This is a genomic window from Bradyrhizobium sp. 23AC (genome assembly GCF_054863025.1).
Genome location: NZ_JAVAYN010000002.1, coordinates 418,213 through 436,725, shown reverse-complemented (window position 1 = coordinate 436,725; position 18,513 = coordinate 418,213). Strand labels below are relative to the sequence as shown.

Annotated in this window: 20 protein-coding genes; 8 read left to right on the top strand and 12 right to left on the bottom strand. The window is 63.8% G+C overall.

From position 1 onward, the window contains the following. Position 1 precedes the first annotated feature (1 nt). Positions 2–1,165 carry an acyl-CoA desaturase gene (locus RAD10_RS07255; protein ID WP_461616887.1) on the top strand — a complete coding sequence of 388 codons (1,164 nt, stop codon included), beginning with the start codon at positions 2–4 and terminating at the stop codon, positions 1,163–1,165. A gap of 91 nt (positions 1,166–1,256) precedes the next feature. Here the strand turns inward: RAD10_RS07255 and RAD10_RS07250 are convergent, their stop codons facing one another. The 7 genes from RAD10_RS07250 to RAD10_RS07220 all read right to left on the bottom strand — a co-directional run bounded on the left by RAD10_RS07250 (position 1,257) and on the right by RAD10_RS07220 (position 6,174). Beyond that, complete coding sequence (locus RAD10_RS07250; RefSeq protein WP_461616886.1) at positions 1,257–1,958, bottom strand: peptidoglycan-binding domain-containing protein; 702 nt, start codon at positions 1,956–1,958, stop codon at positions 1,257–1,259. A gap of 107 nt (positions 1,959–2,065) precedes the next feature. Next, positions 2,066–2,959, bottom strand: coding sequence for a peptidoglycan-binding protein (locus tag RAD10_RS07245; protein WP_461616885.1), 894 nt, complete (start codon positions 2,957–2,959; stop codon positions 2,066–2,068). A gap of 398 nt (positions 2,960–3,357) precedes the next feature. Continuing rightward, a complete protein-coding gene (locus RAD10_RS07240) occupies positions 3,358–3,849 on the bottom strand; it encodes a DUF2852 domain-containing protein (protein WP_018317763.1) in 492 nt (163 codons plus the stop codon). Positions 3,850–3,971: 122 nt separating this feature from the next. Beyond that, entirely contained in the window at positions 3,972–4,724 is a 753-nt protein-coding gene (locus RAD10_RS07235) for a TetR/AcrR family transcriptional regulator (protein ID WP_461616884.1), read from the bottom strand. A gap of 129 nt (positions 4,725–4,853) precedes the next feature. Beyond that, on the bottom strand, positions 4,854–5,219 hold the full coding sequence (locus RAD10_RS07230; protein ID WP_091956421.1) for a YciI family protein: 366 nt from the start codon (positions 5,217–5,219) through the stop codon (positions 4,854–4,856). A 58-nt stretch (positions 5,220–5,277) separates the two neighbouring features. Beyond that, positions 5,278–5,682 carry a YciI family protein gene (locus tag RAD10_RS07225; RefSeq protein ID WP_091956420.1) on the bottom strand — a complete coding sequence of 135 codons (405 nt, stop codon included), beginning with the start codon at positions 5,680–5,682 and terminating at the stop codon, positions 5,278–5,280. 126 nt (positions 5,683–5,808) lie between these two features. Further along, positions 5,809–6,174 carry a nuclear transport factor 2 family protein gene (locus RAD10_RS07220; RefSeq protein ID WP_461616883.1) on the bottom strand — a complete coding sequence of 122 codons (366 nt, stop codon included), beginning with the start codon at positions 6,172–6,174 and terminating at the stop codon, positions 5,809–5,811. Between the two features lie 323 nt (positions 6,175–6,497). Between RAD10_RS07220 and RAD10_RS07215 the strand changes: the two genes are divergently transcribed. The 4 genes from RAD10_RS07215 to RAD10_RS07200 all read left to right on the top strand — a co-directional run bounded on the left by RAD10_RS07215 (position 6,498) and on the right by RAD10_RS07200 (position 10,569). Next, positions 6,498–8,162 (top strand): methyl-accepting chemotaxis protein, encoded by a 1,665-nt coding sequence (locus RAD10_RS07215; protein ID WP_461616882.1) that lies wholly within the window; start codon positions 6,498–6,500, stop codon positions 8,160–8,162. Between the two features lie 184 nt (positions 8,163–8,346). Next, positions 8,347–9,135 carry an SDR family NAD(P)-dependent oxidoreductase gene (locus tag RAD10_RS07210; protein ID WP_461616881.1) on the top strand — a complete coding sequence of 263 codons (789 nt, stop codon included), beginning with the start codon at positions 8,347–8,349 and terminating at the stop codon, positions 9,133–9,135. Positions 9,136–9,224: 89 nt separating this feature from the next. Continuing rightward, complete coding sequence (locus RAD10_RS07205) at positions 9,225–9,662, top strand: hypothetical protein (RefSeq protein WP_018317756.1); 438 nt, start codon at positions 9,225–9,227, stop codon at positions 9,660–9,662. 544 nt (positions 9,663–10,206) lie between these two features. Then, positions 10,207–10,569, top strand: a complete 363-nt coding sequence (locus RAD10_RS07200; protein ID WP_461616880.1) for a hypothetical protein — start codon at positions 10,207–10,209, stop codon at positions 10,567–10,569. A 118-nt stretch (positions 10,570–10,687) separates the two neighbouring features. On the opposite strand, the gene RAD10_RS07195 is transcribed toward RAD10_RS07200, so the two are convergent. The 4 genes from RAD10_RS07195 to RAD10_RS07180 form a co-directional block, all read right to left on the bottom strand. Beyond that, positions 10,688–11,101, bottom strand: coding sequence for a VOC family protein (locus RAD10_RS07195; RefSeq protein WP_461616879.1), 414 nt, complete (start codon positions 11,099–11,101; stop codon positions 10,688–10,690). Positions 11,102–11,134: 33 nt separating this feature from the next. Then, the gene (locus RAD10_RS07190) at positions 11,135–11,671 is read right to left on the bottom strand and encodes an SRPBCC family protein (RefSeq protein ID WP_461616878.1); all 537 of its coding nucleotides are present in this window, start codon (positions 11,669–11,671) and stop codon (positions 11,135–11,137) included. Between the two features lie 209 nt (positions 11,672–11,880). After that, positions 11,881–13,173, bottom strand: coding sequence for an RNA polymerase sigma factor (locus RAD10_RS07185; RefSeq protein WP_461616877.1), 1,293 nt, complete (start codon positions 13,171–13,173; stop codon positions 11,881–11,883). Next, entirely contained in the window at positions 13,170–13,538 is a 369-nt protein-coding gene (locus tag RAD10_RS07180; protein ID WP_028140339.1) for a YciI family protein, read from the bottom strand. The genes RAD10_RS07185 and RAD10_RS07180 overlap by 4 nt, the downstream gene beginning before the upstream one ends. A gap of 140 nt (positions 13,539–13,678) precedes the next feature. On the opposite strand from RAD10_RS07180, the gene RAD10_RS07175 reads away from it, so the two are divergent. Both RAD10_RS07175 and RAD10_RS07170 read left to right on the top strand, forming a co-directional pair. After that, positions 13,679–14,644 (top strand): 2-hydroxyacid dehydrogenase, encoded by a 966-nt coding sequence (locus tag RAD10_RS07175; RefSeq protein WP_461616876.1) that lies wholly within the window; start codon positions 13,679–13,681, stop codon positions 14,642–14,644. 190 nt (positions 14,645–14,834) lie between these two features. Then, complete coding sequence (locus RAD10_RS07170) at positions 14,835–16,802, top strand: methyl-accepting chemotaxis protein (RefSeq protein WP_461616875.1); 1,968 nt, start codon at positions 14,835–14,837, stop codon at positions 16,800–16,802. 54 nt (positions 16,803–16,856) lie between these two features. On the opposite strand, the gene RAD10_RS07165 is transcribed toward RAD10_RS07170, so the two are convergent. Beyond that, positions 16,857–17,519 (bottom strand): TetR/AcrR family transcriptional regulator, encoded by a 663-nt coding sequence (locus RAD10_RS07165; protein ID WP_461616874.1) that lies wholly within the window; start codon positions 17,517–17,519, stop codon positions 16,857–16,859. A gap of 103 nt (positions 17,520–17,622) precedes the next feature. Between RAD10_RS07165 and RAD10_RS07160 the strand changes: the two genes are divergently transcribed. Continuing rightward, positions 17,623–18,267, top strand: coding sequence for a glutathione binding-like protein (locus RAD10_RS07160; RefSeq protein ID WP_461616873.1), 645 nt, complete (start codon positions 17,623–17,625; stop codon positions 18,265–18,267). Positions 18,268–18,513 lie beyond the last annotated feature (246 nt).

Sequence of the window (18,513 nt, the reverse complement as noted above, 5' to 3'; positions counted from 1 at the left end):
TATGACGCCCAACGCGCCCGCCGACGACCACCACGACGACGTCATGTACCCCTCCGCAATACCGTTCGTGCTGGTCCATCTCGGCTGCTTTGCGGCGATCTGGTCAGGCGTCACGTGGCAGGCCGTCGCGATCTGTGGGGCGCTGTATGTCGTGCGGATGTTTGCGATCGGGGCGGGCTATCACCGCTACTTCTCGCATCGGGCTTTCGCCACCGGCCGCGTGTTTCAGTTCATCCTGGCCTGCCTTGCGCAAAGCACCGCGCAGAAGAGCGTGTTGTGGTGGGCGGCCAAGCATCGGCATCATCATCTGCATTCCGACACCGAACTGGATGTGCATTCGCCGCGTCAGCGCGGTTTCCTGTACAGCCATCTCGGCTGGATCTTTTACCGGGAGCACGATGGGACTGATCTCGTGAAAGTCGGCGATCTCACGGTCTTTCCCGAGCTGATGTGGCTGCATCGGCTGGAGCTGCTGCCGGCCTTCGTGCTTGCAGCGCTCTGCTTCCTGGCGGCGGGCTGGTCGGGTCTGATCGTCGGCTTCCTGTGGAGCACGGTGCTGGTCTATCACGCGACCTTCTGCATCAACTCGCTGGCCCATGTGCACGGACGCAAGCGCTACGTGACGGGCGATGATTCCCGCAACAACTGGCTGCTGGCGCTGCTCACTATGGGCGAGGGCTGGCACAACAATCACCACGCCTATCAGAGCAGCGTGCGGCAGGGTTTTCGCTGGTGGGAGATCGACGTCACCTATTACGTGCTGAAGGTGTTGTCCTGGTTCGGAATCGTCTGGAACATGAAGGCGCCGCCTGAACAGGTGCTGCGCAACGAGCAGCCGCTGGGCGCCCGCGTCATCAATCGGGCCGCCCGCGAGCTTGCCGGGCGGTTCGACGCGCCGAAGCTTGCACATGCGATCTCTTCGGCGCTGCACCGCGCCGACCCGACCCAGCTGCAGCTGCCGACGCTGCACGACATCCTCAACCGCGCGCATGACGGCGTCGACGCGCTGACCCACCTGCATCTGCCGAAGATACCGACCCGCGAGGAGTTTCTCGCCGAGGCCAAGGCGATGTTCGCGCGAACGCGATCGCTCAACGAGATCGTGGATCACGCCTACGAACACTTCCTGGCTTCGGTTCACGCGCAGCTCGCCACCGCGCGCTGAAGCTGGCGGTCATGCGATGCAGCCCGGCGCGAGTCATGGCGCCGGGCTGCCTCCGTCGCGCGCGCGGCAGGTGAAAGAATCGCGCCGATCCCTAGAGTTCGATCTTCAACCGTTTTGCCGTCTGCGGTCCTACCTGTCCGTCGACAATGAGTCCTTTGGTCGCCTGAAACGCTGCGACCGCCGCCACCGTCAGGTCATTGTATTCACCGTCGATCGGCCCCGGATTGAATCCCAGCTCTTTCAAAGCGCGTTGAATGTCCCGAATGACGGACGCCTTCATGTTCGGCTGCCCAAGCGCATACAGCAGGCTCGGCTCAGCCAGGTCGAGTGCTCCACCCGCCGCCCCATACGTAAAGTTCGGCAGCAAGACGCCGGTATCCCAATTCCGGCCCGACACCTTGCCGCGACGAACGCCATAGGCGGTGCCCATCGCCTCCACGGTGCCGCCCTCGCCGTCACAAACGACGATGTGCCCCATCATGCCCGGTCCGGGCGGATAGCGGAGAAGAATGCCTCCCACCGTTGAGGCTGCCTGCCGCCACGGCACGCGCTTTCCAAGTTTTTGTGAATCGCTCTTCCAGGCGCCGGTATAGGCCTCAACCGTTGCCGGATTGCCGTTATTGTCGACGCATCCGTACAGGAATCCACCGACCTGATACACCAACCAGGACATGAACTCCGCGCAGTCCCATGGACCGTGCCAGTTCTTGTTGTTCTTGGGAACGCAGACATTGACGTATTTCTCGCCGATGCGGGACTCGGCCAGCTTCAGCATCTTTTCGCCGTCGGTCATGCTCAATTCCTTCTGCGTAATAAGACTTGCTAAAATTCGACCCTCAATAATCGAGACATCTATTTGCGAAGCTCCGGCGACCTTCGCGCGTCAAAGGCGGCACGCTCTTAGGGGCGCTCTGAAGCCGTCCGGGAATTCAGGCGGAGATTCAACGCCGCCTGCGTCACCACGCCTGCATTTCCATCGACCGGGATTTTGGCGCGGTTTTGAAACCACTCGACCGCCTGCGCGGTGGCGGGACCATATCGTCCATCCACGACAAGCGCCGGCTCAGCCCCGAGATCGTTCAGGGCTTCCTGAAGCTCGCGCGTTTCATCCGACGTGGTTGCGGCTTTCCAGGCCACCTGGTTCGCGCCGCTCTTGCCTATTGCGCTCCACACGACCTCGAAGAGCTCCGTGCGACCGCTCAGGCCGTTGTAGCCACCGTTGATGAGCCGCGTGATTGTGCGGATATCGTTCCGATCCGCGTACGCGTTCAGGCCTCCCTCATTCCATTCGTGCAGGGCGGGAAGCAAAGCCGCTTCGGGTGAGACAATCAGATCCGGGTTATTGTAGAAGTCCACGCCTGCGAGTTTGCCCATGCGCAGGTAGTTGGCGCCGCCCGTCGTCTGCAACAGGCCGCCGCCGCGATATTTGTATCCGTCTCCTTGCTTGGTATTGCCGAGCTCCTTCGCCTTCTTCGGATTACCCAGTCCATAGACGCGCTCGGCCAAGGCACGATCATTGTTGAGATATTGATCGACCTCTTCGGGCCGGATGGCCGCGCTATGATGGCCGATGCCGAAAATCTCGAGAAGTCGCGCCGTGGTTTTGTATTTGAGGCTCTCGAACAGAACCGTACCGCGGCCGGTCTCATATAACGCCTGAGCGAGGAAGTGCGCGATGCGAAGCGGAGTGTTGATCTTGAAGCGGTCGAAGATTTCGTCGCCGTCTTCAAAAGCCTTGAGGTAATTGGGATAGCAGCGAGGGGCTACCTTCCGAACGATCGTTACGATCCGCACGAAAATACTCCCTAATATTCAGCCAAATATCATCGATTGAAAACGTACTTAGATTATGCATAGCACCCTTTGGTTGCAAGAGGAGATTCGATTTCGGGACAGGCCGCATCGCCGCAACCCGGCGGCATTTTGCAGCAACGTCCGGTTTAGTGACTGTCAGTTGCTACTGCCATCAATTGCAACCCGCATCTCGCGACAGGGCTAGGCGCGGCACGACGAGCAATGCGAACAACGATGGCGTCGAAGCCGGCCGATGCCTGCTCTCGCGCACGCGAGAGATCGAAGCAGATCCCAAAAACCAAACCGCCCGCCTGCGGGTTGCGCAGACGGGCGGCTCGGGGCCATCAGGACTTTGGGGGCATGCGCCTGAAGGCTTTGAGAGGTGTCAGCCTTGAAGGTCAGCCCTGCTGCTGGTCGGTCGGCGGCGGGGTCGGACGCGTCTTGTGCTGCGCCATGAACTGGTCGAACTCTTCCTTGTCCTTGGCGTGACGCAGACGGTCGAGGAAGTTCTTGAACTCGACCTGCTCCTCCTCGAGCCGCTGCAGCGTCTCGGTGCGGTACTCGTCGAAGGCGCGGTTGCCGGAGGACGGGGGGCCGAAGCCAAAGCCGAAGCCGCGGCGCTCCATGCGGCCGCGCATGCGGTCCATCTTGTACTGCATCTTTTCCATCTTGTTCTGCCAGCGATCTTGGTGGCTCCAGCACGACATTCTTCTGCTCCCGAGTGTGAAAAAGAGAAGGGCAAGTCCGATCGGCCACCAGATGATGAAGCCGAGGATGGTCACGGCGATCCAGCCGGGATGCCAGGGCGTATCGAGCATGCGGGGACGTTCGTACTGTTGGTATTGGTCCGAAGGGCCGCGCCAGCGATTAACGTCAGCGGTGTAGGCCATTTCCCATCTCCATCACGGCACCAGCGCCGTTGTGAATGTAAATAACATTTACATAGCTAGACCATCCCGCGATTTTGTCAAGCTGGCCGCCAGACACGCCCGCGTGATTATTTTGCGCAATTTTATTTCGGCTTGCCCCAAGGACCACCAGGTGTGCCGCCGGGCGGCACGCCTGAACCGGAGGGCGCCTCCGGGGGCACCGGCGGCGGCTCGGCGCCCTTGCCTGCAGGACGGCGGTCGGTCGGGAAGCCGAGGCCGCGCAGATAGATCAGCACCTCGGCCTCGAGCAGTTCGTCCGGCGACATCGGCAGTTTTCGTCGCGCGGCGTCGCCACGGGAGAAGAGCGAGGCCACGCCGTGCGCCATCGACCAGATGTGCAGCGCCATCATCATCGCCGGCGGCCGCGGCGTACCCGGCGGCGTCAGCGCCGCGAGCCGCTCGGCTGCAGCGCGAATGATGTTGAAGGCGCGTTCGCTGGCGGCCTGAAGTGCGGGATTGGCGTCGACTGGCACGCCCGATTCGAACATCGCGTTGTAGAACGCGGGCTCCTCACGGGCGAAGGCGAGATAGGCTTTGCCGACGCGCTCGAACGCGGTGACCGTGTCGGGACGCCCGTCGTCCCAGGCCGCGGTCAGGCGCTGCTCGAACTGCTCGAAGCCGCGCTGGGCAATCGAGGACAACAGCTCGTCACGGTCCCGGAAATGCCGATAAGGCGCCGCTGCGCTGACGCCGGCCATGCGTGCGGCATCGGCGAAGGTGAAGCCGGCCGCGCCCTTCTCGGCGATCAGCCCGAGAGCGGCCTGCAACAGGGCTTCCTTCAGATTTCCGTGGTGATAGCCGCGCTCGGCGCGGCGCTGCTCCTTGCGCCAGCTCATGTGAACGATCTTTACATGAGCCGGCGGTGAAGGTCACTAGCAGGAATCGGGCGTGATTAACCCCGTACTTTCACGGGCGATGCCGGGCCGAAGCGACGGCATCGCACCCGGAATTCGCCTCGTCCGCAGCTACATCTGCGGAATCGGCAGCACGGGCATGACCTCGATCGCCTCGCCCGGGAAGATCGCAAAATGCGGATGGTTCTCGAACAATTTTGCAGCTTCCTCCTGCGAGGCGGCCCGCACCACCGTGAAGCCGGTCAGCGCATTGCTGATCTCGGCAATGCCGCGTCCGTCGATCCGGCGGGTCTTGCCGAGCGGGCCGCCCATCTCGACGATGACGTCCTTGTGCTTCTCGACCCAGCCGTGCCAGGCGGCCATGCCCTCGCGCTCTTTTGCCTTCCGTTCCGCCTCGGGCATCGCATGCCAGGCCTTCATCTTTTCGCCGCTCATGCTGCCGAGATAGACGGCGAGGAATTTATGTTCGGTGCTCATCGGTTCTCTCCTTGCTGATTGACTGACGACAGACGCGATTTCATCGCGATCGCTGTGGCTACCTCTTCAGGTCGCCGAAACCGGCCGCGGCCTCCTGCACGTCGGGCGGAAAGTCGCTCATCTCCTGGACTTGCCGGATCTCGATGATCTCATTGGCCGAAGCCGGACACTTCTTCGCCCAGGCAATCGCCTCGGCGCGCGAGGCGACCTCGATCATCCAATAGCCGCCAAGGACTTCCTTGGCTTCGGTGAATGGGCCGTCGGTCACGACAGGCTCGCCGGTCGCAAACGAAACCCGCGCGCCCATCGACGGCGGATGCAGGCCATCGAGCGTGATCAGCACGCCCGCGTCCTTCAGCGCCTCGTTGTAGCGCATCATCGCCGCGACGCGCTCGGGATCGAGCTGGACGTCCGGCGGCGCGGCCTCGTAGCCGAGCGGGATCATCAACATCATGAATCGCATGGGTCGTATCCTGCCTTCTGCGGTGGTTCCGGGATGCGCCGTGAGGCGCAGGCCCGCTCGCCTTCAAGACGAACGAACTCTCACGGAACCGACACGCCCGCGGAAATAATCTGGAGGGGCCCGGCCCTAGCGCGGCTGGGGCAGGAAACGACCGTCCTGGCGGGCTGCTCCGAAATAGACCTCGATCCGGCGAACCTTGCCCCCGGCCAGGGTGAAGAACTCGGTGTTACGGAAGCTCCTGCCGTCCGTTGCCTGGCAGCGATAGGTGACGAAGGCCTCGTCGCCACGGACGAAGATACGCTCGATCTCGTGACGCGCGATCCAGCCGGTATCCCTCCAGCAGCGTTCGAAATAGGTCGGCTTGTCGAGTTCGTCGTCGAACGGGCTGGTGAAACGGAAATCGTCGGCGAGCGCATCGCTCACTTGTTGCCGGTCGTTGGCGAGGTAGGCGGCGAACAGGCTCCGAATCATGCGCTCATTGTCGTCAGGCATCGATCGTCTCCGTAGTGGCATCCCGATGAAAGACGGTTCGCGATTGTCCAAGCCGACAACGAACAGACCCGGCCTGCGGCAACACGCCGCGAAAATGATGCCTGCGCAGTTCCGTAAAAATACCGCCCGTCTATGAACTGCTCCGTGCACATGAAGCGAGAACGCTCGCAAGTTGAAATAGATGATCCAAGCAAGTGAGAACGCGGACCCGTCGCGGTTTTTCGCCAAGGTTTACAGATGCTCAAGAAGAGCATGCAACTTTTGGTCTCAGCGGAGCACTACGATCATGCTCCCGATTATCACCGGAATATTGCGGGGCTCACGTGTTCAATTTCCAGGGCAAGAAGGTCAGGCACGCCATCGCGGAGGTCGAGGCGCTCGATCGCTCGCAGGCCGTGATTGAATTCGATCTCGACGGCACCATCCTCGACGCCAACGAAAACCTTCTCAAGATGAGCGGCTACACGCTTGCCGAGATCAAGGGAAAGCATCACAGCATCTTCGTCAGCCCGGCCGAGCGCGAGAGCGCTCGCTACCGCGATTTTTGGGCCAGCCTGAACCGCGGTGAGTTCCAGACCACGCAATACCGGCGCTACGGCAAGAACGGCAAGGAGGTCTGGGTCCACGCCTCCTACGCGCCGCTGCGCGACGAGAGCGGCAAGGTGGTCAGCTTCATCAAGTTCGCCACCGACATCACGGCCTACAAGATGAGGGCCATGGAGGAGGCCGGTAAGCTCGCCGCGATCAGCCGTGCGCAGGCCGTGATCGAGTTCAACATGGACGGCACTATCGTCACCGCCAATGAGAACTTCCTCAAGGCGATGGGCTACTCGCTCGACGAGATCAAGGGCAAGCACCACAGCATGTTCGTGACACCGGAGGATCGCGCGAGCTCGGCCTATTCCGATTTCTGGGCGCGGCTGAACCGCGGCCAGTTCGAGGCGGCCGAATACAAGCGGCTCGGCAAGGGGGCTAAGGAAATCTGGATCCTCGCGACCTACAACCCGATCCTCGACGAGATGGGCAGGCCGCTCAAGGTGGTGAAGTTCGCCACCGACGTCACCGCGCAGAAGATGAAGGCGGCCGACAATGACGGCCAGCTCGCCGCGATCCAGAAGTCGCAGGCGGTGATCGAGTTCAACATGGACGGCACGATCCGCACCGCCAACGAGAATTTCCTGAAGGCGATGGGTTATTCGCTGGCCGAGATCAAGGGCCAGCACCATTCCATGTTCGTCGAGCCGAACGAGAAGAATTCGGCCGCCTACCGCCAGTTCTGGGAAGCGCTCAATCGCGGCGAATACCAGGCCGCCGAATACAAGCGCATCGCCAAGGGGGGCCGCGAGATCTGGATCCAGGCGTCCTACAACCCGATCTTCGATCTCAACGGCAAGCCGTACAAGGTGGTGAAATACGCTACCGACATCACCGCGCAGGCGATCGGCCGCAAGAAGGCCGACAACGCGCGCGGGATGATCGAGGCGGTCGCCGCCGGCAGCGAGCAGATGAGCGCATCGATCCGCGAAATCTCCGAGACCATGACGAAGTCGCGCGAGACGTCCAAGGTCGCGACCACAAGGGTCGAGTCCGCCGACCTCCAGGCCCAGAAGCTGACGGCCGCCGCACAGGCCATGAGCGGCATCGTCGAGATGATCTCGGGCATCACCAGCCAGATCAATCTGCTCGCGCTCAACGCCACGATTGAATCGGCCCGCGCCGGCGAAGCGGGACGCGGCTTTGCGGTGGTCGCCTCCGAGGTGAAGAACCTCGCGAGCCAGGCCAAGCAGGCGACCGACACGATCACGTCCGAAATCGACGCGCTGAACACCATCTCCGGCGACGTCGCGAGCTCCCTGACCGCGATCAAGGCCGCGATCGCAGGCGTCAACGAGTTCATCGCCTCCACCGCAGCCGCGGTCGAGGAGCAGAGCATCGTGACCGCGGACATGTCGGCCAACATGCAGCGTGCCTCGGCGGAGCTGGCGTAAGGACGACTTCCCCTCCATGTTCGTCATCCTTCGAGGGCCGCGAAGAAGCGGCCGCCTCGGGTGACGGATTTGGCATTTTGCCAGCTGTACGCAGCCCTCGCCTGCCCCTTCCTCGTCAGCACAAAAGCGCAGTAAAAGGAGCCGGCACTCCCGCGCCCATATGCTACTCGAGGACAAATCTCCCATGCCGCAAGCCCCGCAAAAAATCGCCCTCGTCACCGGAGCCGCCCGCGGCATCGGGCTTGCGACCGCGAAGAAGTTCCTGGCCGAGGGTTGGCGCGTGGCGCTGCTCGATATCGAGGGCGAGTTGCTCGGCCGCGCCGTCACGGAGATCGGTCAGGACGAGGCGACGCTGGCGCTGACCTGCGACGTTTCGGACGCCGCCGCGGTGAGCGATGCAATGGAGGCGGTCGAGCGCCGGTTCGGCCGGCTGGATGCACTGGTCAACAATGCCGGCATCGCGGTGTTCGCACCGCTGATGGAGACGTCCGAGACCGAATGGCGCCGCGTGCTCGAGGTCAATCTCACCGGCCCGTTCCTCTGCACCAAGGCCGCGGTTCCCTTGATGCGCGAGGGCCATGGCGGCGCCATCGTCAACATCACCTCGATCTCGGCGGTGCGCGCCTCGACGCTGCGCTCGGCCTACGGCACCAGCAAGGCCGGGCTCGCGCACCTGACCAAGCAGCTCGCTGTCGAACTCGCCTCCCTCAACATCCGCGTCAACGCGGTCGCGCCGGGACCGGTCGACACCGCGATGGCGAAGCAGGTGCACACCAAGGAGATCCGCGCCGACTATCACGACGCCATTCCGCTCAACCGCTACGGCCTGGAGGAGGAGCTTGCGGAAGCGATCTACTTCCTGTGCTCGGCAAATGCGAGCTACATCACCGGCCAAATTTTGGCCGTTGATGGCGGCTTCGATGCGGCAGGTATCGGCCTGCCCACGCTGCGCGGCCAGCGCCGCAACGGATAGGTCCGGAAATTGTAGGGTGGGTTAGCACTGCCGCTGCGCGGGCCGCTGGGCGTAACCCACCCTACGGAACCGATTTAGGTGGAGACTTCATGCGACGCATCTCTTTGCTCAACGCCCTGATGCTTGCATTCGCGCTGCTCGCCACCGCGCCCGCGTCCGCTGAAATCCGCATCATCCAGTCTCCGGGCGGACAGGTCGGGCCGTTCCTCGATTTGTTCGAGAAGGTGCGCGAGAGCGGCGAGCGCGTGGTGATCGATGGTCCCTGCCTATCGGCTTGTACCCTGGTGCTGAGCATCGTGCCGGGCGAGCGCATCTGCGTCACCAAGCGCGCCGTGCTCGGCTTCCATGCGGCACGTTCGGTCGACCGGCGCGGGCGCTTTTATGCCGAGCCGGAAGCATCGGTCGCGGTGCTTGCCGCCTATCCCGGCCCAGTGCGCGACTGGATCAGCCGCCGTGGCGGCCTCACCTCGCGGCTACTCTTGCTCAAGGGGCGCGATCTCGCCGCGATCTATCCGCGCTGTCGCTGACGAATGTGGCAGCCGCCACGCATGTGACGTGAATGAGTTCTGTGAACCGCGTCACGTCACATCAAAGGCATTTGGCTTGGCCGGCCCGAGGCCACACGGCAGGTTCCCTGTGCTCGCACCCAATGTGCGCACCGGGGTCTCCACGCCATCACGCTTTGGCTGCCGTCAGTAAAGAGTCTGGATCACCGGCCCCAGCTTCATGCTGACGCAGATAAGCATCCCCCACAGGGCAAAATTGATCTGTAGCGCCGCCGCCATCGGTCGCTCCCCTTCCAAGTGACGTCCACCCCAGCTTTTTAGATTTTGTGAGTCACCAATAGCGATTCTGACGTGCAGATTACAGCCCAATATTGCGTCAATTGTTGTGCGATGCAGTCCGCATGGTTTCACGAAGCGGCCTCACTGCTCCCGCAAAGTGATGCGAATCGTGCGTTCATTCCTCGGCCACGCCGGCCAATCGTTTGCCTTAAGTTCCATTTGACCGACGCGATGCAAGTTTCCCGTGCGGAAGCTTGCGCACTGCGCATCGAACTTTGGGTCCGGCATGATACGACGCGGCTTCATCTTGCTTACTTTCTGCACAGCGCTGCTTGGATGTGCAGTCGCACCGGCGCAGGAGCGTCGCCCGATCGCATGGGATGGCCTCGGCCAGGACCCCAACAAAGGCTCGAACCGCCCGCATGTCGCGAAACGGCGCGCGACGAACCCCGCGCCCGCGGCAGCTGATCCCAATCAGGAACGGGAACGAGTGCTCGGTACCTTGCGGCCATACTCGGAGGCGTGGTGGGCGATCCATGACGAGATCGAAGCCGAGAACGACAAGCAGCTCGGCACCAAGCTCGTGATCTGCCCTCGCTGCGTTCAGTCGCCGCAGCAAAGCGAGGACGCGACCGGATCGATCCGTTGAGCGAGCTCACGACCGATCCGGGTTTGACGCGATAAATCCAGGCGTCCCTCTCCCGCGACAGTGCAGATAGGGGATTGCGGGATTGCGGCTCAACAGATCATGCAGGCGGTCGCGCCTGTCACATCCCTTCGGCCGGGCAGTTCACCATCCAGGGGATGCCGAACTTGTCGACGCACATGCCAAAGCCCTTGGCCCAGAACGTCTTGCTGAACGGCATGGTGACGCTGCCGCCCTCGGCGAGCGCGTTGAACTTACGCTCGCCATCTGCGGGGTCCTTGACAGTGAGCGAGATCGAGAAGCCCTGCGGCTTGTGAAAGTGCTCGGCCGGCGCATCGGAGGCCATCAATATGCTGCCGTCGGGCAACGACATCCGCGCATGCATGATCATCTTCTCGCGGCCGGGCGCGGCGGGCATGTCCGGCGGCGCGTCCGATGACCGCATCATGGCGTCGATCTTGCCGCCCAGGACCTTGGCGTAGAAGTTGAACGCAGCTTCGCAGGTGTCCTGATAGAACAGATAAGCGTTGAGCATCGTTTCTCTCCTCTTCGTTTGCAGTGAGGCTTATTACTTCTCCGTCAGCTTCTTCAGGCTGGCGAGGCCGGCATCGAAATCCTTGCCGATCATGCTGTCCATGTTGATGAACACCTGCATGATCTTGGACATGAACGGAGCCGGACCGTACATCGCCCATGTGACCAGAGTGGCATCGCCTTGCGGCACAAAGGTGAACTCGGCGGTGTTGTGACCTTCGAACGGCCGCTCGAAATCGAGCTTGATGCGAAGCTTGGACGGCCCGGTCGCCTCGAGGATCTCCATGCGGCCGGCGCCGACATTGTTGTTGCCGTCCCAGGCATAGGTCGCGCCCTTGCCTCCCTCAGATCCACCGAAGGTGCGCTTCATGGCGGGATCGCGGGTCTCATAGGGCGACCAGTTGGTCCAGCGGCGGAAATCGGCGACCTGCGGATAGATCGCACCGGCTGGCGCCTTCACCGCGAGGCTCCGCTCGACGCGGAAGGTGTCAGGTTTTGTCAGGGCAAAGGCGAGGACGCCCGCAAGTGCGGCGGCGAGCAGGATGGCGATAATGGCAACGGCTTTCAGCATCAGGAGCTCCGTGGATACGGGCTTAGGACGAACGGGAACGGGGGAGGCCGACAATTGAAGACGAAATTATTCTGCCGTCATTCCGGGGCACACCCGAAGGGTGAACTATGGTGCGCTATTGCGCACCTGAGAATCTCGAGATTCCCCGGTGCGCAAGTGCGCACCTGAGGTCTGGTCCTTCGGACCATCCCGGAATGACGCGTGCGGCGTCACTTCACTTTCGCGCCCTGCCGCGCGCCGGACTTCGGCTGGCTGTCCCGGATCAGGCGGTCGATGTGCATGCGGATGTGGGCCGCCTCTGCGGACGTGTTGGCAAGCGCGATGGCGCGGTCGAAGGCGACACGCGCCTCGTCGTTGCGGCCGAGCTGCATCAGGAAGGCGCCGCGCACGCCGTAGAAATGGAAGTAGTTGGCAAGCTTCGGCGCAAGCGGCTCGATCAGATCGAGCGCGGCTTGCGGCCCTTGCACCTTGGAGACCGCGACCGCACGGTTGAGCGTCACCACGGGAGACGGCTGCACGACTTCAAGCGCGCCATAGAGCAGGTCGATCTGCGCCCAGTCGGTCTCCTCCGGCGTCGGCGCGCGGGCATGCAGCGCGGCGATTGCGGCCTGGATCTGATAGGGCCCGCTGCGGCGATGCCGCATTGCCTTGTCGATCAGCGCCAGCCCTTCCGCGATCATGGTGCTGTTCCAAAGCGAACGGTCCTGGTCGTCCAACAGGATCAGCGAGCCGTCGGCGGCAAAGCGCGCGGCACTGCGTGCATGCTGCAGCAAGATGAGCGCCGTGAGCCCCATGATCTCCGGCTCGCTCGGAAACAGCCTGAGCAGCAGGCGCCCCAGCCGGATCGCCTCCTCGCAGAGTGGCTTGCGGATCTCCGCGGTGTCGCCGCTCGCCGAATAGCCCTCGTTGAAGATCAAATAGATCATCGCCGCGACACCGGCGAGCCGCTCGGAGCGCTCGATTGCGCCGGGCGCTTCGAACGGCGTCCCGGCTTCGGCGACCTTCGCCTTGGCACGGGTGATGCGCTGCTCCATCGCCGCGTCCGAAACCAGGAAGGCGCGCGCGATCTGCTTCACGGTGAGGCCCGAGACGATGCGCAGCGCCAGCGCGATCTGCTGCGTCGCCGGCAATTGCGGATGGCAGCAGATGAACATCAACCGCAGGATGTCGTCGCGGTAGTGCGAGCCGTCCAGCCGCTCGGCCAGCGCGCCTTCGGCGTCGTCGAGATCGGAGATCGCCTGATCGTCCTCCGGCAGCGGCTGCTGCTTGCGGGTCCGGCGCACCTCGTCGATGGCGGCATTGCGGCCGACCATGATCAGCCAGGCCGCAGGATCGCGCGGCGGCCCGTTCTGCGGCCAGGACTTGAGCGCGCGCAGGGAGGCGTTCTGGAACGCCTCCTCGGCGGTGTCGAGATCGCGGAAATAACGCAGCAACGCGCCGACCGCCTGGGGTCGCGCCGAGGTCAGCGCGGTCTCGATCCAGCCGGTGTCGGTCTCGCTCACGTTAGGTTTCCTCCGGGCCGGAACACGCCGACGGGACGCACCTCATAGGCGCCGCCGGGATTGGCAGCGCCAAGGTCGCGGGCGACGTCGAGCGCCTCATCGAGATTCTTGCAATCGACGATGTAGAAGCCGAGCAGCTGCTCCTTGGTCTCGGCATAGGGGCCGTCCAGCACCAGCGGCGGATCTTCCTTGCGCAAGGTCGCAGCTGCCGTGGTCGGCAGCAGCCGCGCGACCGGCCCGAGCCGGCCCTGCTGGGTGAGCTTCTCCTGCACCACGGCGAGCTTCTTCATCACGGCCTCGTCCTGCTCCTTGCTCCAGGAGCCGACGAAGTCCTCATCGTGATAGCAAAGGATGGCATAAAGCATAGGCGACACTTTCCTCGTCTGTTCTAAAGACGCGCCAATATGCCCCGCCCCGACAGGACTGCGCAAAAAATTTGCGAGAAAAATCCGGCAGATCGTGCCAAGGAGGGCGTTCGTAAGCGGAACCCGACGAGGCACTTCGAATGACCAAGGGCACACTGGCCGTCCTGATCAACAGCACGCAGCAGAACTGGTTGCCGGAGCGCTGGAAGGCCCGGTTTGATGCTGTCTGCGGCGGCCGCCGTGTGGTGCTGCTGCCGGATTCCACGCTCGATCCCGCCGAGGTGCACTATGCCACGGTGTGGAAGCCGGTGCCCGGCGATCTCGGCGCCTTTCCCAATCTGCGGGCGATCTTCAATCTCGGCGCCGGCGTCGATGCGCTGATGGCGGACAAGAGCCTGCCCGATGTGCCGCTGGTCCGGGTCGCCGTACCCGACCTGACCGGCCGCATGACTGAATATGTCGTGCTGCACGTGCTGATGCATCACCGCCAGGAGCTCTATTTGCGGGACTCGCAGCGGGCAAAACGTTGGGAGCCGAAATATCAATGGCCTGCGAGCGCGGTCACGGTTGGGGTCATGGGGCTTGGCACGTTAGGAGCGGACGCGGCCGACGTGCTGCGCCGGCTCGGCTTCCGCGTCGCCGGCTGGAGCCGCAGCCCGCGCACGATCGACGGCGTCGAATGCTTCCATGGCACCGCCGGCATGGATGCCTTCCTGCGCAAGACCGACATCCTGGTCTGCCTGCTGCCGCTGACGCCCGACACGCACGGCATCCTCAACCGCGACGTCTTCACCAAGCTCAACCGCAACAGCCCGCTCGGCGCGCCGGTGCTGATCAATGCCGGCCGCGGGGGCTTGCAGAACGAGGCCGACATCCTCGCCTGCCTTGATGACGGCACGCTGGGCGCCGCCTCGCTCGATGTCTTCGTGCAGGAGCCGCAGCCTGCGGACAGCCGGTTCTGGACCCATCCCAAGATGGTGCTGACGCCGCACAACGCAGCCGACACCGACGCGGACGCGATCTCGGCCTATGTCGCCGAGCAGATCGCACGGTTCGAGGCCGGCGGCGCGCTGGAGAACGTGGTGGACCGGGCCAGGGGGTATTAGGCACTCGGGATTTTGCGAACGCTGGCGCCTCATGTTCAGTGTCGTCCCCGCGCACGCGGGGACGACAGCTGTGCTCTTGGCCGGCACCCCGCTCCCCCACAACCACAGCGCTCCGCCGGTATCCCGTTCACCCTCTCTTAGCGAGAAGTTGATAAGCGTTGTTAACCAACGCTCAAACAACGAGTCGAACATGCGCGCGAGCCTCGGCCTCAGGATGCGGATCACGGTTGCCCTCGCGGTGACGGCGGCGGCAACCGCCCTGTTTGCGGTGCTCGGGGCGATGTGGATCATCGCGGGGATCATCGACCGCGCCGACCAGCGCGAGCTGCAGAGCCATTATGATGCCCTTCAGTCGCGCATCGCCGAGGAATCGCACCGGGCCGCCGCCATGAGCACGGTCGTGGCCGCGATGCCGGCGACGCAGGATGCGATGGCCAAGCAGGACCGCAACGCCCTGATAGCCCTGTTCGGGCCGGTCTTTGCCGCGACCAAATCGGAATACGGTGTCGAGCAGTTCCAGTTCCATGTGGCGCCGGCGACCTCGTTCCTGCGCGTGCACCAGCCCGCCAAGTTCGGCGACGACCTCAGCGGATTCCGCAAGACCGTCGTCGTCGCCAACCAGGATCGCAAGGTCGTGGTCGGCCTCGAAGGCGGCGTCGCCGGGCTCGGCATCCGCGGCGTGGTGCCGATCGCGCAAGCCGGCAAGCACCTCGGCTCGGTCGAATTCGGCCTGACCTTCGGCCAGTCCTTCCTCGACGATTTCAAGACCAACCGCCATGTCGACGTCGCCTTCCACCTCGCCGACGGCTCGGGCTTCAAGCTGTTCGGCGGCACGCTGAAGGGCAAGAGCTTCTTCGACGCGGCCGATTACGGCCGCGCTACCACAGGCAGCTTCACGGTGAAGCGGGCCAAGCTCGACAACACGCCGGTGGCAGCGCTGCTCGGACCGATCAAGGATTTTTCCGGAAAGCCGCTCGGCGCCGTCGAGCTGGTGATGGACAATGCCGATTACGAGGCCTCGGCCGACCGTGCCTGGATGCTCGCGATCGCGATCGCCGCGATCGGGCTCGTACTTGCCGCCATCGTCGGCTATCTCATCGCCCGCAGCATCTCGCGTCCGATCCTCTCCATCACGTCCGTCATGCGCGAGCTCGCAGACGGCCGGACCGACGTCACCATCCCCGCCAGCAAGGCGAATGACGAAGTCGGGGCGATGGTGAAGGCGGTCGCGGTGTTCCGCGACAACGCCGTCAACTTTGGCAAGCTTCAGGCCGAGCAGCTGGAAGCCAAGGCGCAGTCCGAAGCGGAGAAGCGGCGCGCCTTCGCCGCGCTTGCCGACAATTTCGAGGCCAGCATCCGCGACGTCGTCACCACGGTGTCCGCGGCTGCGGTCGAGATGGAGCATACGGCGCGCTCGATGTCGGCCATCGTCGAGCAGTCCCGACAGCAGACGCGCGCGGTGTCGTCGGCCTCGACACTGGCCTCGGAGAATGTGCAGACCGTCGCGGCGGCGGCGGAAGAACTGTCCTCGTCGATGACCGAGATCAGCCGGCGCCTCGCCCACGCGACCGAAGTGGTGGGCAAGGCCGCGAGCGACGGACGGCGCTCGAACGAGCGCGTGCAGAGCCTGGCGGACGCGGCGCAGAAGATCGGTGACGTCGTCTCCTTCATCAACGGCATCGCGGGCCAGACCAATTTGCTGGCGCTGAACGCGACGATCGAAGCGGCGCGCGCGGGCGAAGCCGGCCGCGGCTTTGCCGTGGTCGCCTCCGAGGTCAAGGCACTGGCGACGCAGACGGCGAAGGCGACCGAGGAGATCGGGGCGCAGGTCAACGCCGTGCAGGGCGAGACATCAGGCGCTGTGGACGGCATCCAGTCGATCTGCGCGACGATCCAGCAGGTCGACGAAATCTCCGCCGCGATCGCCGCAGCCGTCGGCCAGCAGGGCACGGCGACGCAGGAGATCGCACAGAACGTCCAGCAGGCGGCCGCCCGCACCGGCGAGGTCTCGCAGAACATCTCCGGTGTCACTGCCGGCATCGCCGCAACGGGCACGGCGGCGGAGGAAGTGCTGGGTTCGGCGATCGAGCTGTCGAAGCAGTCGCAGCGACTGCGGGACGAGGTGGATCGCTTCCTCGCGCAGATTCGCGCGGCGTAGCTCGACGGGATCGCGCCACATCCCGGCTCGTCTCCGCGAAGGCGGGGACGACAGCTAGGGCTTGGCCCCCACCATCACATCGATCGCGCCCTTCACGATCGCCTCCAGCTCCTTGCGCGACACGCGCGCGCGCGAGCGGATGGCGATGGTGTGGACTGTGGCTGATGCGACCTGTGCCAGCACGACCGGATCGGCGCTCTCCGGCAGCTCGCCGTTCTCCTTGGCGCGGCGGAAGCAGTTTGCAAAAGCCTTGTCGAGCTCGGTGAGACCGTCGAGCACCATGGCGCGAATCTCGGGATCGCCAACGGCTTCTGACGCCGCGGTCACCACCGTAAAGCAGCCGCGCGGACCGGTCTCGCCCGAGAGATAGATGTTCAGCGCGGAGGCGAAGATGCGTTCCAGCCGCTGGCGCACCGGCATCTCCTCGCGGAAGATCGCGGCCATGGAAGCCCGCGCGTCCTCGCGGTAGCGCTGATAGCTCTTGATGTAGAGCTCCCGCTTGTCGCCGAAGGCGCCGTAGAGACTCGGGCGGTTCATTCCGGTCGCTTCGCTCAAATCATCGAGCGAGGTCGCGGCAAAACCCTGCCTGCGGAACAGGTCGAGCGCCTTGCCGAGTGCAACGTCGGGCTCGTAGGCGCGCGGACGGCCGCGGCGCTTAGGTTGGCCGCGGCGCTCGGGTTCACTGGCAGCAGCTGGCGGCTTCGATTTTTGTACCATTTCGCAAATTAATCCTTGACCGATCCCATATTATGCAAGATGGTACAAAAATCAATCTGGCCAGGTTGAGCGAAACCTAAAGAATTGCCCAAGGAGGCTACAGATGGATCTCTATTTCTCGCCGCTCGCCTGTTCGATGGCAACCCGCGTCGCGCTGTATGAAGCCGGTGCCGAGGCGAACTATCTCGAGGTCGACCCGCCGACCAAGACCGTGCTGAGCGATGGCTCCGACTTCCGCGCCGTCAATCCGATCGGCCTGGTGCCGACGCTGCGCACCGACGAGGGCGTGGTTCTGACCGAGAACGCGGCGATCCTGCAATATGTTGCCGACCGCTTCCCGCAATCCGGGCTGGGCGCCGCGGCAGGCATCGATCGCACGCGCCTGCATCAATGGCTCTGCTTCATCGGCACCGAGCTTCATAAGGGCCTCTTCATCCCGCTGCTCGACCGCAAGGCGCCGCAGGAGACCAAGGCCTATGCCCTCGAGAAGAACCTGTCGCGGCTCGACTATCTCGACAACTACTTGAAGGGGCGCGACTACCTGCTCGACCATTTCAGCGTCGCCGACGCCTATCTGGTCACGGTCATCAACTGGACCATGGCGACGCCGCCGATCGAGCTCGCGAAATGGCCGAACGTGAAGGCCTATTACGAGCGTCTGCGCCAGCGGCCGTCGGTTGCGAAGGCGGTTGCGGAAGAGTTCGAGCTGTACAAGGCCGAGCTCGCGCGCAAGAAGGCGGCGGCGTAGGCTGGGCCGAACACCCCTTCGCTCTTGCTCGCGCAAGACGTCCCGGTCGACAAGCCGGGACGACGTTTGGCGCGCCTCTCTCGTGTCGAACGCTATTGCGCAGAGCCGGGACCCAGAAGGCTACACACTTCGCTGATGCATGGGCCCCGGCTCTGCATCGCACCGCAACCGTCGATGCTTCGCATCGCCGGCGGCGCTGCGCTGCGTCCGGGGCACGAGACCGTTGTTTGGCGATGGTCCGTAGGC